This is a genomic window from Streptomyces blattellae (assembly GCF_009709555.1).
Classification (GTDB): Bacteria; Actinomycetota; Actinomycetes; order Streptomycetales; family Streptomycetaceae; genus Streptomyces; species Streptomyces blattellae.
Window position 1 is genome coordinate 1 of the sequence record NZ_WJBG01000166.1, and the last position, 15896, is coordinate 15896.

The 15896-nt window shown below is 70.1% G+C and carries 12 protein-coding genes and 1 pseudogene; 3 read left to right on the forward strand and 10 right to left on the reverse strand.

Going from position 1 to position 15896, the window contains the following annotated elements; all coding sequences use genetic code 11:
- On the forward strand, positions 1-2569 hold a 2569-nt coding region (locus GFH49_RS20905), incomplete at its 5' end, for an ATP-binding protein (protein WP_155057622.1).
- Positions 2566-3120: a response regulator gene (locus GFH49_RS20910; RefSeq protein WP_155057623.1), complete on the forward strand. Its 555-nt coding sequence runs from the start codon at positions 2566-2568 to the stop codon at positions 3118-3120. The genes GFH49_RS20905 and GFH49_RS20910, both read left to right, overlap by 4 nt.
- A 96-nt stretch (positions 3121-3216) precedes the next feature.
- Here the strand turns inward: GFH49_RS20910 and GFH49_RS20915 are convergent, their stop codons facing one another.
- Together GFH49_RS20915 and lepA are read right to left on the reverse strand one after the other, a co-directional pair.
- Positions 3217-5091 (reverse strand): AMP-dependent synthetase/ligase, encoded by a 1875-nt coding sequence (locus GFH49_RS20915; RefSeq protein WP_155057624.1) that lies wholly within the window; start codon positions 5089-5091, stop codon positions 3217-3219.
- A gap of 279 nt (positions 5092-5370) precedes the next feature.
- Positions 5371-7239, reverse strand: coding sequence for a translation elongation factor 4 (lepA, locus tag GFH49_RS20920; protein ID WP_155057625.1), 1869 nt, complete (start codon positions 7237-7239; stop codon positions 5371-5373).
- A gap of 228 nt (positions 7240-7467) precedes the next feature.
- On the opposite strand from lepA, the gene rpsT reads away from it, so the two are divergent.
- Positions 7468-7734: a 30S ribosomal protein S20 gene (gene rpsT, locus GFH49_RS20925; RefSeq protein ID WP_155057626.1), complete on the forward strand. Its 267-nt coding sequence runs from the start codon at positions 7468-7470 to the stop codon at positions 7732-7734.
- Between the two features lie 197 nt (positions 7735-7931).
- Here rpsT and GFH49_RS20930 read toward each other — a convergent pair whose 3' ends face one another.
- From GFH49_RS20930 to GFH49_RS20960, 8 genes and pseudogenes are all read right to left on the reverse strand, one after another.
- The gene (locus tag GFH49_RS20930) at positions 7932-8327 is read right to left on the reverse strand and encodes a nuclear transport factor 2 family protein (protein ID WP_155057627.1); all 396 of its coding nucleotides are present in this window, start codon (positions 8325-8327) and stop codon (positions 7932-7934) included.
- Between the two features lie 67 nt (positions 8328-8394).
- A complete protein-coding gene (holA, locus tag GFH49_RS20935) occupies positions 8395-9384 on the reverse strand; it encodes a DNA polymerase III subunit delta (RefSeq protein ID WP_196218070.1) in 990 nt (329 codons plus the stop codon).
- 287 nt (positions 9385-9671) lie between these two features.
- Positions 9672-9917 carry a hypothetical protein gene (locus tag GFH49_RS20940; protein WP_155057629.1) on the reverse strand — a complete coding sequence of 82 codons (246 nt, stop codon included), beginning with the start codon at positions 9915-9917 and terminating at the stop codon, positions 9672-9674.
- A 158-nt stretch (positions 9918-10075) separates the two neighbouring features.
- Positions 10076-10195: pseudogene (locus GFH49_RS40250) on the reverse strand (arylamine N-acetyltransferase); the annotation flags it as partial.
- A gap of 4 nt (positions 10196-10199) precedes the next feature.
- On the reverse strand, positions 10200-12779 hold the full coding sequence (locus GFH49_RS20945) for a ComEC/Rec2 family competence protein (RefSeq protein ID WP_155057630.1): 2580 nt from the start codon (positions 12777-12779) through the stop codon (positions 10200-10202).
- Entirely contained in the window at positions 12776-13885 is a 1110-nt protein-coding gene (locus tag GFH49_RS20950) for a ComEA family DNA-binding protein (RefSeq protein ID WP_155057631.1), read from the reverse strand. Before GFH49_RS20950 ends, GFH49_RS20945 begins: the two co-directional genes overlap by 4 nt.
- Positions 13886-14037: 152 nt before the next feature.
- Positions 14038-14883, reverse strand: a complete 846-nt coding sequence (locus GFH49_RS20955) for a DegV family protein (protein ID WP_155057632.1) — start codon at positions 14881-14883, stop codon at positions 14038-14040.
- Between the two features lie 72 nt (positions 14884-14955).
- Positions 14956-15684: a hypothetical protein gene (locus GFH49_RS20960; protein WP_155057633.1), complete on the reverse strand. Its 729-nt coding sequence runs from the start codon at positions 15682-15684 to the stop codon at positions 14956-14958.
- Between the last annotated feature and the right edge of the window lie 212 nt (positions 15685-15896).

The window sequence follows — 15896 nt, forward strand, 5'->3', positions numbered from 1 at the left end:
CGCCTTCGCCGACGAGGTCACCCGCGTGGCCCGCGAGGTCGGCACCGACGGCCGGCTCGGCGGACGCGCGCAGGTGCTGGGTGTCTCCGGTGTCTGGCGGGATCTGACGGACAACGTCAACTACATGGCCGACAACCTGACTTCACAGGTGCGGAACATCGCCCAGGTCGCCACGGCCGTGGCGCAGGGCGACCTGTCGAAGAAGATCGACGTGGACGCGCGCGGCGAGATCCTGGAGCTGAAGACCACCATCAACACCATGGTGGACACGCTGTCCTCCTTCTCCTCCGAGGTCACCCGGGTGGCCCGCGAGGTCGGCTCCGAGGGCCAACTCGGCGGCCAGGCACGGGTCGAGGGCGTGTACGGCACCTGGAAGCGCCTGACGACGAACGTGAACGAACTCGCCTCGAACCTGACCACCCAGGTCCGCGCCATCGCCGAGGTCGCCTCGGCCGTGGCCCAGGGCGACATGTCCCGCTCGATCACCGTGGAGACCCAGGGCGAGGTCGCCGAGCTGAAGGACAACATCAACCTGATGGTGGCCAACCTCCGCGAGACCACCCGCGCCAAGGACTGGCTGGAGTCGAACCTCGCCCGGCTGGCCGCCCTGATGCAGGGCCACCGCGACCTGATGGAGGTCGCCGACCTGATCCTGCGCGAGCTGACCCCGCTGGTGAACGCCCAGTACGGCGCCTTCTACCTGGCCGACCCCGAGGAGGACGGCGCCTCGCTGCGGCCCACCCTCCCCTCGAAGGGCCTCGCGTTCATCGCGGGATACGGCGCCGCGCAGGGCGCGACCGTCGAGACCGGCGGTCTCCCCGTGCACGGCCTGGTCCGGCAGGCGGCCCGCGAGAAGAAGCGGATCCTGGTGGAGGAGGCCCCGCCGGACTACATCAAGATCAACAGCGGTCTCGGTGAGGCGGCGCCCACCAGCGTCGTCATCATCCCGATCCCCTTCGAGGGCAAGCTCCTCGGCGTGATCGAACTGGCCTCCTTCTCCCGCTTCTCCGACGTCCACCTGGCGTTCTTCGACCAGTTCGTGAACACCATCGGCGTCGCCATCAACACCATCATCGCCAACTCCCGCACCGAGTCCCTGCTCGGCGAGTCCCAGCGCCTGGCGATGCAGCTCCAGGAACGCTCGGACGAACTCCAGGAGCAGCAGGCGGAGTTGCAGCGCTCGAACGCCGAACTGGAGGAGAAGGCCGCCCTGCTGGCCACCTCCTCGCAGTACAAGTCGGAGTTCCTGGCCAACATGTCGCACGAACTGCGCACCCCGCTGAACTCCCTGCTGATCCTGGCGAGACTGCTGTCGGACAACCCGGACGGCCATCTCTCCGACCAGGAAGTCCAGTTCGCGACGACGATCCACCGCTCGGGCTCGGACCTGCTCCAGCTGATCAACGACATCCTGGACCTGTCGAAGATCGAGGCGGGCAGGATGGACGTACGCCCGAAGAAGCTGCCGCTGATCAAGCTCCTCGACTACGTCCACGCCACCTTCCGCCCGCTCACCCTCGACCGGGGGCTCGCCTTCGAGGTCGCGGTCGGCGAGGACGTGCCGCGCGAGATGTACTCGGACGAGCAGCGGCTGCAGCAGATCCTGCGCAACCTGCTCTCCAACGCGATCAAGTTCACCGCGACGGGCCGGGTCGAACTCCGCGTCAGCCGGGTCAAGGACCCCGAGCACCGATGGGGGTCCCCCCGCTCGAACGAAGTCGAGAGTGGGGGAGTCCGCGACACCGACGAAGTGATCGCCTTCACCGTCTCGGACACCGGCATCGGCATCGCGCCGGAGAAACTCCCGGTGATCTTCGAGGCGTTCCAGCAGGCCGACGGCACCACCAACCGCAAGTACGGCGGCACCGGACTGGGACTGTCGATCAGCCGGGAGATCGCCGGTCTGCTGGGCGGCCGTATCGTCGCCGAGAGCGAGCCCGGCAAGGGATCCACCTTCACCTTGTACGTCCCCGTCGTCAGCCCCGGCCACGCGGCGACCGGCCCGGTCCCCGAGGAACGTCCGCTGCCGGTGCCCGAGCAGCTGTCGGCCGAGCCGTACGCCGCGCACGAGCCCGATGACAGCTGGCCGGCACCCACCAAACTGGAGGAGTGGAAATCCGGTCGCGCGGGCCAAGTACTGCCCGGACGAAGGGTGTTGATAGTGGACGACGACATCCGCAACGTCTTCGCCCTCACCCATGTCCTGGGCCGGGTCGGGATGCCGGTGCTGTACGCGGAGAACGGCCGCGAGGGCATTGAGACCCTGGAGCGCAACCCGGACGTCGAACTCGTCCTGATGGACATCATGATGCCGGAGATGGACGGCTACGAGACCATCGCCGCCATCCGCCGCACCCCCCGCTGGACAGGCCTGCCCATTGTCGCGCTGACCGCGAAGGCGATGCCGGGAGACCGCGAGAAGTCCATCGCCCGGGGCGCCAACGGCTACGTCCCCAAGCCCGTCGACGTCGACCAGCTGCTGACCGTCGTCTGCGCACTCCTGGATCCGGATGACGCGGACGCCCAGCAGGCCGACGACGATCCACAGAGTGAGGCACAGTCATCATGAGCGCTGAGGCAACGACCGACGAGCGCGCGAACATCCTCCTGGTGGACGACATGGAGGACAACCTGATAGCGCTGGAGGCCGTCCTGGGGTCCCTCAACGAACCGCTCGTGCGGGCACGTTCGGGCGAGGAAGCGATGAAGGCCCTGCTGCGGCAGCAGTTCGCCCTCGTCCTCCTCGACGTCCGCATGCCGGGCATGGACGGCTTCGAGACCGCCGCGAACATCAAGCGGCTCGACCAGACCAAGGACGTCCCCATCATCTTCCTCACCGGAGCGGAGGACGACTCCGGCTACGCCTTCCGCGGCTACGCGACCGGAGCCGCGGACTACTTGACGAAACCGTTCGATCCCTGGGTCCTACGAGCCAAGGTCAGCGTCTTCCTGGACCTGCACCGCAAGAACCGCCAACTGGAGAGGCTGAGCGGCGAGATGGGCGCGCGGCTGGCCGTACTGGAGGAACAGCTGACGGGGAATGAACCCCAAGATACGGCGACTCTACTGAGGCAGATCAGGGAACTGCGCCAACTGGTAAGCGAGGGCCGAGGATACTGACATCAGGGGCGCGGGCTGTGTCGACTTGCGGCTCCGCCGCGCGGGCACGACCAGCCACGACGTGCCCGCGGCCGCCACGCAGTCCTACGCCGCCCCCTACGCCTCGCGCGCCCCCTCATACATCTCCTCGATGAGGTACTTGTACTCCCGCTCGACAACCGGCCGCTTCAACTTCAGGCTCGGCGTCAACTCACCATGCTCGACATCGAGATCCCTCGGCAGCAGCCGGAACTTCTTCACCGTCTGCCACCGCTGAAGCCCCTCGTTGAGCTGCTTCACATAGCCGTCGATGAGGGCCACCGTGGCAGGCGCGGCGACGACCTCGTCGTACGACTTGCCCTCCAGCCCGTTGTCCTTCGCCCAGCCCATGATCGCCGCCTCGTCGAGGGCGATCAGCGCACTGCAGAAGTTCCGGTCCGCGCCGATCAGCACGATGTTCGAGGTGTACGGGCACACCGCCTTGAAGCCGCCCTCGACCTCGGTCGGCGCGACGTACTTGCCGGCGGACGTCTTGAACAGGTCCTTCTTGCGGTCGGTGATCCGCAGATACCCGTCGGCCGACAGCTCGCCGATGTCGCCGGTGTGGAACCAGCCGTCCGGCTCCAGCACCTCCGCCGTCTTCTCGGGCAGCCCGTGGTAGCCCTCCATGATGCCGGGACCGCGCAGCAGGATCTCGCCGTCGTCGGCGATGCGGACCTCCGTGCCGGGCAGCGGCTTGCCGACCGTGCCGGTGCGGTAGGCCTCGCCGGGGTTCACGAAGGACGCCGCGGAGGACTCGGTGAGGCCGTAGCCCTCCAGGATGTGGATGCCGGCGCCGGCGAAGAAGTAGCCGATCTCCGGCGCCAGGGCGACCGAGCCGGAGACACAGGCCCGCAGATTCCCGCCGAAGGCCTCCCGCAGCTTGGCGTAGACGAGCGCGTCGGCGACCTTGTGCTTGGCGGCGAGCCCGAACGGCACGGAGTGGGTGCCGGTGCGGCGGAAGTTGTCCTGGGTGACCTTGGCGTACTCGCGGGCGACCCCCGAGGCCCACTGGAAGATCCTGTACTTGGCGGCCCCGCCCTCACGGGCCTTGGCCACGACGCCGTTGTAGACCTTCTCGAAGATCCGCGGCACCGCCGCCATGTACGTCGGCTGCACCACCGGCAGATTCTCGATGATCTTGTCGACCCTGCCGTCGACGGCGGTGACGTGTCCGACCTCGATGTGCCCGGACGTGAGCACCTTGCCGAAGACGTGCGCGAGCGGCAGCCAGAGGTACTGCACGTCGTCCTGGCTGACGAGCCCGGTCGCGGCGATCGCCTTCGCCATGTACGACCAGTTGTCGTGCGGAAGGCGGACGCCCTTGGGCCGGCCCGTGGTGCCGGAGGTGTAGATGAGGGTGGCGAGCTGGTCCTTGGTGATCGCGCCGACCCGTTCCTTGATCAGGTCGGGGTTCTTCTCCAGGTACGCGGCGCCCCGGCTCTCCAGCTCGGCGAGGGTGAGCACCCAGTCGCCGGTCTCGACACCGTCCGGGTCGATGACCACGACGTGGGTCAGCTCGGGCAGCTCGGCGCGCTTCTCCTGCGCCTTGGCCAGCTGCTCGGCGTTCTCCGCGACGAGGACCCGGCTGCCGGAGTCGGAGAGGATGAACGCCGACTCCTCGGCGTTGGTCTGCGGATAGACCGTGGTGGTGGCGGCGCCGGCGCACATGATGCCCAGGTCGGCGAGGATCCATTCGATCCTGGTGGCGGAGGCGAGCGCGACACGCTGCTCGGGCCGCACACCCAGTTCGATCAGTCCGGCGGCGATCGCGTGGACCCGCTCGGCGGTCTGCGCCCAGCTCAGCGACTTCCATTCGTCCGGGCCCTGTCCGGAGGCCGGGGGTACCGGGTAGCGGTACGCCTCGGCATCCGGCGTGGCGGCCACGCGTTCCAGGAAGAGGCCCGCCACGGACGGCGGACGGTTCTCGATCAAGGTCTGTGTGTCGCTCACGACATCCTCCGGGGCCCGCTGCTGCGCGGCTGGCTCATTGCGGCTGTTTTCACTGCTGCTGTGTCACGTACGAGCGGTTGCCGATCGTCACTCACGAGCGATTGCCGATCGGTTGTTTAACTCACGAGTAACTACCGAGCAGAGATCAGAGTAGAGCGCGACCGGCCGGTGCGTAAGGGGCTGCGGCCTGTCACTTCCTCCATCGAGCGCCCGTACGCATGCGCGGGGGCTCGCCACGCTGTGACGCGACGAGCCCCAATTTTCGCGGGTGACGGTCGGCTACTTCTTGCCCTTGCCGGAACCGGCGCTCTCGTCGCTGGACAGAACGGCGATGAAGGCCTCCTGAGGAACCTCCACGGAACCCACCATCTTCATCCGCTTCTTGCCCTCCTTCTGCTTCTCCAGCAGCTTCCGCTTACGGGAGATGTCACCGCCGTAGCACTTGGCCAGGACGTCCTTGCGGATGGCGCGGATGGTCTCGCGGGCGATGACCCGGGAGCCGATGGCCGCCTGGATGGGCACCTCGAAGGCCTGCCGCGGGATCAGCTCGCGCAGCTTGGCGACCAGCCGCACGCCGTACGCGTAGGCCGCGTCCTTGTGCGTGATCGCCGAGAAGGCGTCCACCTTGTCGCCGTGCAGCAGGATGTCGACCTTGACCAGGCTGGAGGTCTGCTCGCCGGTGGGTTCGTAGTCGAGGGAGGCGTAGCCACGCGTCTTGGACTTCAGCTGGTCGAAGAAGTCGAAGACGATCTCCGCGAGCGGCAGCGTGTAGCGGATCTCCACCCGGTCCTCGGACAGGTAGTCCATGCCGAGCAGGGTGCCGCGCCGGGTCTGACACAGCTCCATGATCGAGCCGATGAACTCGGTCGGGGCGAGGATCGTGGCGCGTACGACGGGCTCGTACACCTCGTTGATCTTGCCCTCGGGGAACTCGCTCGGGTTGGTGACGGTGTGCTCGGTGCCGTCCTCCATCACGACCCGGTAGACCACGTTCGGCGCGGTGGCGATCAGGTCGAGGCCGAACTCGCGCTCCAGCCGCTCGCGGATCACGTCGAGGTGCAGCAGGCCGAGGAAGCCGACGCGGAAGCCGAAGCCGAGGGCGGCGGAGGTCTCCGGCTCGTAGACGAGGGCGGCGTCGTTGAGCTGCAGCTTGTCGAGGGCCTCGCGCAGCTCGGGGTAGTCGGAGCCGTCCAGCGGATACAGACCGGAGAAGACCATCGGCTTCGGGTCCTTGTAGCCGCCGAGTGCCTCCGTCGCCCCCTTCTGCTGGCTGGTGACGGTGTCACCGACCTTGGACTGCCGGACGTCCTTCACACCCGTGATCAGGTAACCCACCTCGCCGACGGCGAGGCCGTCGGCGGGCAGCATCTCCGGCGAGTTCGCCCCGATCTCCAGCAGCTCGTGCGTGGCGCCGGTCGACATCATCCGGATCCGCTCGCGCTTGTTGAGCTGGCCGTCGATGACACGGACGTAGGTGACCACACCCCGGTAGGAGTCGTAGACCGAGTCGAAGATCATGGCGCGCGCGGGGGCGTCCTGGACACCGACCGGGGCCGGGATCTCCGCGACGACCTTGTCCAGCAGCGCCTCGACGCCCAGGCCGGTCTTGGCGGAGACCTTGAGGACGTCGCCGGGCTCGCAGCCGACGAGGTTGGCGAGCTCCTCGGAGAACTTCTCGGGCTGCGCGGCCGGCAGGTCGATCTTGTTCAGTACGGGGATGATCGTGAGGTCGTTCTCCATCGCCAGGTACAGGTTGGCGAGGGTCTGGGCCTCGATGCCCTGGGCGGCGTCGACGAGGAGGATGGTGCCCTCGCACGCGGCGAGCGACCGTGAGACCTCGTAGGTGAAGTCGACGTGCCCGGGGGTGTCGATCATGTTGAGGATGTGCGTGTTGTTCTTGTCGTGGGTGGGAGCCCACGGCAGACGCACCGCCTGGGACTTGATCGTGATGCCGCGCTCGCGCTCGATGTCCATGCGGTCGAGGTACTGAGCGCGCATCTGCCGCTGCTCGACCACCCCGGTCAGCTGGAGCATCCGGTCGGCGAGCGTGGACTTGCCGTGGTCGATGTGCGCGATGATGCAGAAATTGCGGATCAGAGCCGGGGCGGTACGGCTCGGCTCGGGCACATTGTTAGGGGTCGCGGGCACGCAGGGTCCTGATTCTTGAGATATCCGCAGGGTCAGCGGCTCGGGTCGGATCGATACGTAGGCTCCATGGTCCCACGGGCGGCGACCGGGCACCGTTTTGGGCCGTCGCCGGGGCCGCTGGTAGTCTGGGTGGCTGTGTCTCATGCCCTCTCAGCGCGAGGCACGCTCCAGAAAATCATCGGTACGGGTCCCGTGCGGTCCCGTGCCAGAACCTGAAAAGGCTCATTCGTGGCGAACATCAAGTCCCAGATCAAGCGGATCAAGACCAACGAGAAGGCCCGGCTGCGCAACAAGGCCGTCAAGTCCTCCCTGAAGACCGCGATCCGCAAGGCCCGTGAGGCCGCTGCCGCGGGTGACGTCGAGAAGGCCACCGAGTACCAGCGCGCTGCCGCGCGTCAGCTCGACAAGGCCGTCTCCAAGGGCGTCATCCACAAGAACCAGGCCGCCAACAAGAAGTCGGCGCTGGCTTCCAAGGTCGCTTCGCTCAACGGCTGACACTTGATTTGACCGCCGGAGGGAATCGAGCGGGCCCTCTCTCATCCGCTCCCGTCCGGCACCCCGAGCCTGTACGCGGCCTGCGTTCGCCACGCGGGTACGGGCTCACCCTCTCGAACCGGAGGCCCCGGCACCTCGCCCTTCCCCAGGGCGGGCGCCGGGGCCTTCGGTGTGCGCCGACCTCGTTCGCCGGGCGTTTACGACCAGAACTCGTTGCCCTTGTCGATATCGGTGACGCACTCGTCGAGATCGCTGATCTTGTCTCCGACGACCCGGAAGACGATGGCTCCGTCCTCGTCGATGCGCTTGCCCTGGCGTTCCGCCGTGAAGTGATGCGCGGCGACCGCGTGGCCCCGGCCGTCGACGAGGATGTTGCGCAGTTCGACCTGCATCGTGCCGGCCGTCTCCTGGAACAGTCGGCCGTACATGTCGATGACCGCGTCCTGCCCCTTGAAGTCGCCCGACAGCTGGTGACTTCCCGGTACGTGGTGCGTGCAGTCCGACGTCATCAGCCCGCGCAGGGCATCCATGTCACCGCGGGTGAAGGCTTCGTAGCCCTTGCGGACGAGAGTTGCGTGCGGGTGTTCAGCCATGCCAGACGCCACCTTTCCGTCATATCGGCGATCTACGGCTGATACACCCGATTCTCCTCTCTTCGGGCTACCCTCGCCCCCTGGACCGAGCGGCCCGCGCGATCGTGACGACCGCCTTCTCCAACGCGTACTCGGGATCGTCCCCGCCGCCCTTCACCCCCGCGTCGGCCTCCGCGACGGCCCGCAGTGCCACGGCCACTCCGTCCGGAGTCCAGCCCCGCATCTGCTGGCGCACCCGGTCGATCTTCCATGGCGGCATGCCCAACTCACGCGCCAGATCGGCCGGCCGCCCGCCGCGCGCCGAGGACAGCTTTCCGATCGCCCGCACGCCCTGGGCGAGCGCGCTGGTGATCAGCACCGGCGCCACCCCGGTCGCCAGCGACCATCTCAGCGCCTCCAGCGCCTCCGCGGCCCGGCCCTCGACGGCGCGATCGGCGACGGTGAAGCTGGAAGCCTCGGCCCGGCCGGTGTAGTAGCGCCCGACGACGGCCTCGTCGATCGTCCCCTCGACATCGGCCACGAGCTGGGAGGCCGCCGAGGCCAGCTCCCGCAGGTCACTCCCGATGGAGTCGACGAGCGCCTGGCAGGCCTCGGGCGTGGCCGACCGCCCGAGCCCCCGGAACTCACCTCTGACAAAGGCCAGCCGATCCGCAGGCTTCGTCATCTTGGGGCAGGCGACCTCCCGCGCCCCGGCCTTCCGCGCGGCGTCGAGCAGCCCCTTGCCCTTGGCCCCGCCCGCGTGCAACAACACGAGCGTGATCTCCTCGGCGGGCGCCCCGAGATACGCCTTCACGTCCTTGACCGTGTCCGCGGACAGGTCCTGCGCATTCCGTACGACCACGACCTTCCGCTCCGCGAACAGCGACGGACTGGTCAACTCCGCCAACGTCCCCGGCTGCAGCTGGTCCGGCGTCAGATCCCGTACATCCGTGTCGGCGTCGGCGGCCCTGGCCGCAGCCACCACCTCCTGCACAGCACGGTCAAGCAGAAGATCCTCCTGCCCCACAGCAAGCGTGACAGAAGCCAGCGGATCGTCATGTGCATTCTTCCTGGCCATCCCGACAAGCATGTCACGCCCCACTGACAACGAAGGCAAGACCTGGCACGGCTGGCTGCGCACAGCAGGCACGCCAAGCTGCGGGCATGCGTGCCGCCTGGGGCGGCACGGGTGGGCGCAGGCGGCACCCCGCAAGCGCCGGGCTGCGCACCCACCCCCGCTCAGCACCAACGCCGCGCACCCGCACCCGCACAGGCACAGGCACAGGCACCACGCACCACGCACCCTCAAACAGAGCCCAGCCCCGCGCACCCGGCAACACAGCACCGACGCAGCACAGCGCAGCGCTACGGCTCCTCCCTCCACCCCTCCCACTCCCCCGCAAACACATCCAGCTCCCCCGGGTCCAACCGCCCCTCCACATCCCGCAGGACAACAAGCCACTGCGCATCCTCGGCATCGTCCTCACCGGCCAGCGCGTCCCGCACCACCTGCGGCTCCTCACGCAACCCGAACCGCTCCCCCAACGCCTCCACGACCGCTTCCGCGGCATCCCGGTCAGGCAGCACCAGCACATGTCTCACATCACTCACGCCCCCATTTTCCGGCACCCACCCCGACACCGAAGCACCAGGTCAGCCGCGCTGGCCGGACCCTCGAACCACCGGCACAGCCGCCACCTCCATCCCGCCCCCCGGCGCCCCGTCCGCCTCGGTCACCGTGAGCGCCCGCCCGCCGAGCGCGCCCCTCCCTCGAACGGGACGCTCCGCAGATGCCGCAGATGCAACTCGCGCGGGACGTCGACAGTGGGCCATGCCGGGTGCTCTGCGCTCAGGCGACGGAGCCAGGCATCGACCTCTGCGGGATTCACGCCCTCAGTCCCGCGTCACGAGCAGTTCCACGCCCGTACCCGCGACAGCCAAGGCTCCGTGCTCGTCCGTCCGCAGCACCATCGCTCCCTGTGCCCGCAGCGCCGCGACCGTACCGGGCGCGGGATGCCCGTACGGGTTGTCCGCACCGCAGGAGATCAACGCCAGCCGCGGCGCGACCCGGCGTATCAGCTCCGGATCTTGATAGGCGGAGCCGTGATGGGCCACCTTGAGCACGTCCACGCCACCCAGCTGTGCCCCTGCCGGTGACCTCAGCAGCGCCTGCTGGGCCGGGGGTTCGAGGTCCCCGAGCAGCAGGAGCCGCAGCCCCGCCGACCGGACGAGCAGGCTGACACTGGCGTCGTTCGGTCCCTCCGCTTCCGGCACCGCCGCCGCATGCGGTGGCGGCCAGACGACCTGCCAGCTGAGCGCGCCGCTGCGCCGCTGTTCCCCGGCGACGGCTCTCGTCACCGGAATGTGCCGCGAGGCCGCCTCTCTCCGTACGAACTCCGCCTGGTCCACCGGCTCTTCGAGCCCCGTCGTCTGGATCGCACCCACCGCGCGCCCGCGCAGCACCCCGGGCAGGCCCGCCACATGATCCGCGTGGAAATGGGTCAGGACCACCAGCGGAACGCGGGTGATGCCGAGCGTGCGCAGACAGCGGTCGACCAGCCGCGGATCCGGTCCGGCATCCACGACCACGCCCGCGCCCTCCCCCGCCGCGAGCACCAGCGCGTCCCCTTGCCCGACATCGCACATCGCCATCCGCCAGCCCGGCGGCGGCCACCCCGTGATCACCCTGGCCAGCGGCGGCGGCTGTACGACGACCAGCAGAAGCAGCACCCCACAGGCCCCGCACCACCAGGGATGCCGCAGCAGCCGGCGACCGACGAGCAGGAACACCACCGTGGCGAGCGCCAGCAGTGCCGCCCCGGTCCAGCTGCCCGGCCAGTCCACACCCGCGCCGGGCAGGGCCGCCCCGGTACGGGCCACGTCCGCGATCCACCCGGCCGGCCAACTCGCGCACCACGCCAGCGCCTCGGCCACCGGCATCGTCACCGGCGCCGTCACCAGCGCGGCGAAGCCCAGCACCGTGGCGGGCGCGACCGCGAACTCCACCAGCAGATTGCACGGCACCGCCACCAGGCTCACCCGCGCCGACAGCACCGCGACGACCGGCGCGCACAGCGCCTGAGCCGCGGCAGCGGCGGCCAGCGCCTCGGCGAGCCGCGGCGGTACCCGGCGCCGCCGCAACGCGGTGCTCCAGCGGGGCGCGAGCGTGAGCAGGGCGCCGGTGGCCAGCACGGACAGCAGAAAGCCGTAACTCCTGGCCAGCCACGGGTCGTACAGCACCAGCAGCAGGACGGCCGTCGCCAGCGCGGGGATCAGCGATCTGCGGCGTCCGGTCGCGAGGGCGAGCAGCACGACCGTCCCGCAGGCCGCGGCCCGCAGCACGCTCGGATCAGGACGGCACACCACGACGAATCCGAGCGTGAGTACGCCGCCGAACAACGCGGTCGTCCGCAGCGGGATGCCGAGGCGGGGCGCAAGGCCGCGCCGCTCGACGCGCTGGGCCAGGCCGGGCGGTCCGATGAGCAGGGCGAGGATGATCGTGAGGTTGCTTCCGGAGACGGCGAGGGTGTGCGCGAGGTCCGTCTCCTTGAATGCCTCGTCCAGCTCCGGAGTGATCCGTGCGGTGTCCCCGACGACCAGGCCCGGCAACAGCGCCCGCGCATCCGCCGGCAACCCGTCCGTGGCCTCCCGCAGCCCGGCCCGCAGTCGCCCCGCGAACCGCTGCGCCGCCGACGGCTCCCCCACGATCCGCGGCACCGCCTGGTCCCGCACCCGCATCACGGCCGCGACCCGGTCTCCGCCCACCAGGGCGGGGGCCAGCCGTGCGGTGACGCGCAGCCGCGTGGAGGGCAGCAGCCGCAGCCACGGCGAGGCCGCCGGTCCCTCGGCGGTGGGGCGTGGCCCAGCATCGACGATCACCAGCACCGGTGCTCGCGTCTCCACCGCTGTCCCGTCCGCCGTCTCGACGTGCCGCACGTCCGCGCCGATCAGCACGGCGCTCGGCGCCGCGTGGTTCCCGCTGATCCGGGGCCGGGTGAGCCGGGGATCGGCGGTCACCTCGACCTCGGCCGTCACGGTCGCGTAATCCCGCGCCAGCCCGGGCACCGGCCCGCGCCGCAGATCTGCCCCGTGCAACCCGGCGGAGGCCGCACCGGCGGCGACACACAGGAGGACCGCGGCGATCGAGACGCGGGACCATCGTCGCCGTATCGCCAACAGGACACCCGCCGCGACCAGGCAGACGCCCGCGATGCCGATGACCCACTCCGGCGGCGCGTCCAACGCCGGCGCGGCCGTCGCCCAGGCAGCGAGCGCGGGGGGAACGAGCCGTAGGTCCGTCGGTCCTTCCTGTCGAGGGTGTGCAGCGCCGAGCCGCTTGCCGGAGGCCGTGTGCACCGGGGCGCGGGGACCGGCAACGCCGGAATCGTGGGAGACATCGCAGACGTCGGTACTGGAGGGGGTCGCCGGCCCGGGATCCCGCTCAGCCGTGCCGTGCCCCTGGGTGGCGCTCATGGCTGTACGAGATTCCGCAGATCGGCGAAGCGACGGTCACCGATGCCGTTCACCTCGCGCAGCTGGTCCACCGAGCGGAATCCGCCGTGCTGGGTGCGGTAGTCGATGATGTGCTGCGCCAGCACCGGTCCCACACCCGGCAGGGTGTCGAGCTGTTCCACGGTTGCCGTGCTGAGCGAGACGGGAGCCGTGGGAGCCGCCCCCGCGGCTGAGCCGATCGTGCCTCCGGCGGCCGCACCGCCCGGGACCGAGCCCGGGGCCGCACCGGGAGCGCCGACGATCACCTGCTCTCCGTCCACGAGGAAGCGTGCGCGGTTGAGACCGTCGGTGTTCGTCCCGGGACGTACCCCGCCCGCCGCACGGAGCGCGTCGACGACCCGCGAACCCGCGGGGAGGTTCTGGATCCCGGGCTCCCGGACCTTGCCGCTGACGTCCACCACGATCTCGGCCGCCGCGGTCCCTCCGGCAGTGGGGCCGCCGGGAGCCTTGCCCGGCTCGCCTTCCGCTTGCGCTGCTTCCCCGATGGCAGCCGCCGCCCGTACTACCTCGGGCGGGCGCACGGGCTGGGTACGGCCGGTCCAGAAGTGCTGCACGGCCAAGGCCGCGGCGATGACCAGCAGCGCGGTGAGAGCGACAACGCTCCTCCGCTCCAGCCCGCACCGCGCCTGGAGCCACACCGGCATCCGCTCCCGCAACACCGGCCCGACCCGCCCTCGCCGAGTTCCCACGCTCGGCCGGACCTCGACCTCGTCGCCGACGTCCACGGAAGCACTCGGGGCGTGGTCACCGACTGCGCCGGCCACGCCCGCCATATCGTCACCGGCATCCATGTCGGCGTACGGGATGTGAGGCTCGGCGCACGGGACATCAGGTACGCCCCGACCCCCGCCTGCACCCGCCGCCTCTTCCGCCAACTCCCCTCGCCGCCCGGCCCGTTCGCCGAACAGAATCTCCGCTCGTCGTCGAAGCTCATCCGCCGACGCGTATCGGTACCGGGCCCGGCTCCGTGGGTAAGGGCGGCGATGGCGGATGCGGCCGTCGGAGGCGGGGCCGCGACCAGGGCCGCTGCTTGCGATCGCTGTGCCTGAACGTGATCGAAGTGCCATGCGACGAGGATCGGCCAGCCCCGCCCCATCGCGATGATCTTGGTCAAATCCCGGGGACTACCGCCGAGTTGTGGATAACTCCCTCACTCACACGAGTGAGGCACCCACACCCACGCCCACCACCGTCGGAACCCCACACCACCACGCCGCTGTCACCGCGGCGACACCACGACCCCCAGCAACCCGGGCCCGGTATGCGCCCCGATCACCGCCCCCACCTCGCTCACATGCAGGTCGGCGAGGCAGGGTACCCGCGCCCGCAGCCGGTCCTCCAGGGCCGACGCCCGCTCCTGGGCGGCGAGATGGTGGACGGCGATGTCGACCTGGGCGCCGCCCGCCCGGTCGGCCACGATCTCCTCAAGGCGGGCGATGGCCTTCGACGCCGTCCGTACCTTCTCCAGAAGCTCGATACGGCCGCCCTCCAGCTTCAGCAGCGGCTTCACCGCCAGGGCGGAGCCGAGCAGGGCCTGCGCTGCGCCGATCCGCCCGCCGCGGCGCAGATAGTCGAGGGTGTCGACGTAGAAGTAGGCGGACATGCCGGAGGCCCGCTTCTCCGCGGCCGTGACCGCCTCGTCCACCGTGCCGCCGGATTCCGCCGCCTCGGCGGCCGCGAGCGCACAGAACCCGAGCGCCATCGCGACCATCCCGGTGTCCACGACCCGAACCGGCACCGCTGCCTCGCGCGCCGCGACGAGCGCCGCGTCGTAGGTACCGGAGAGTTCGGCGGACAGATGCAGCGAGACGATGTCGGTGGCGCCGGACTCGGCGACCGTGCGATAAGTCTCGGCGAACAGCTCTGGGCTGGGGCGTGAGGTGGTGACGGGGCGGCGCTTCTGGAGCGCCTGGGCCAGGGAACGGGTGGAGATCTCGGTGCCCTCTTCCAGTGCCCGGTCACCGAGGACGACGGTCAGGGGCACCGCTGTGATGCCGTGGCGCTCCATCGTCCGCGGCGGCAGGTAGGCCGTTGAATCGGTGACGATCGCGACATGGCGGGACATGAGCTGGAGATTACCTGGCGTAGTGCCCGGGCGGCAGCCCGGCCCCGCTGAGGCGGGCAGGCCGAAACCGTATCAAGTGGTGCTCTCGGGACGGTGCTTCTTCTGCCAGGGGTACGTCGGACGCGAGGCCGGCGGGGTGATGGCGGGTCGTGCCGACTCCTCGGCCGGCTCCGACCGGGGTGTCTCCGGCCAGGTCTGCCGGGTTCCGGGGCTGTCGGCGGCGGGCGCTTCGGGCCACGGGGGCGGCGCGGGTTCCGAGCCGGTCCAGTGCCGCAGGGCGCCGGTCTCCACGTCGATCTGGGTGCTGAGCGAGTCCAGGTCGTCGTCCGCGAAGCGGTGGGCCCGGTCCCGGGCCGCCCAGCGCAGCGAGTCCGCCGAGTCGGTGATGCGTCTGGTGCGCTCACGCAGCGCGGGCAGACGCTCCGCCAGGGCCGCGCGGTCGGGCTCGGACTCCAGTCGCTTGAGGTCGTCGTCCAGTTCATGGCCGTGCGCGCTGAGACGCTCGAAGAGGCCGATGGACTCCTTGAGGGACTCGTCCTGCGCCACGCGCGCGTGCAGCGCGTCCTGGGTGGCCCGCATCGACGTGCGCAGCTTGAGCCGGAGCTGGGCGATCTCGCCCGCGGGGCCGATCTGGGCGAGGGACTTGGCCCGCAGGGTGTGGTCCTCCACCGTGCGGCGGGCCTGGGTGAGGGTGCGGTCCACGCCGCGCTTGGCCGCGCCGACCGCCTTCACCGTGGCGTAGGCGCCGAGTCCGAGGAAGAGCATGAAGAGCAGGGCGAAAACTGCGACGACTGCTTCCACGACGCTCCTCCTCCGAACGGGCCCGGCACTGGCCGCCGCGCCGCTCTTCAACGGTAAACGCAGCGGGCAGGCCCGGGGTTCCAGAAAAACCCCGATCCTGCCCGTAGGGGATCACCCCTAGTCCGAGGCCCCAACCGGCACGACACCCGCACCCGCACCCGCGCACACCCCGCGCCGTGCCAACGCCCATGCTCACACCCACGCCGCGCCCG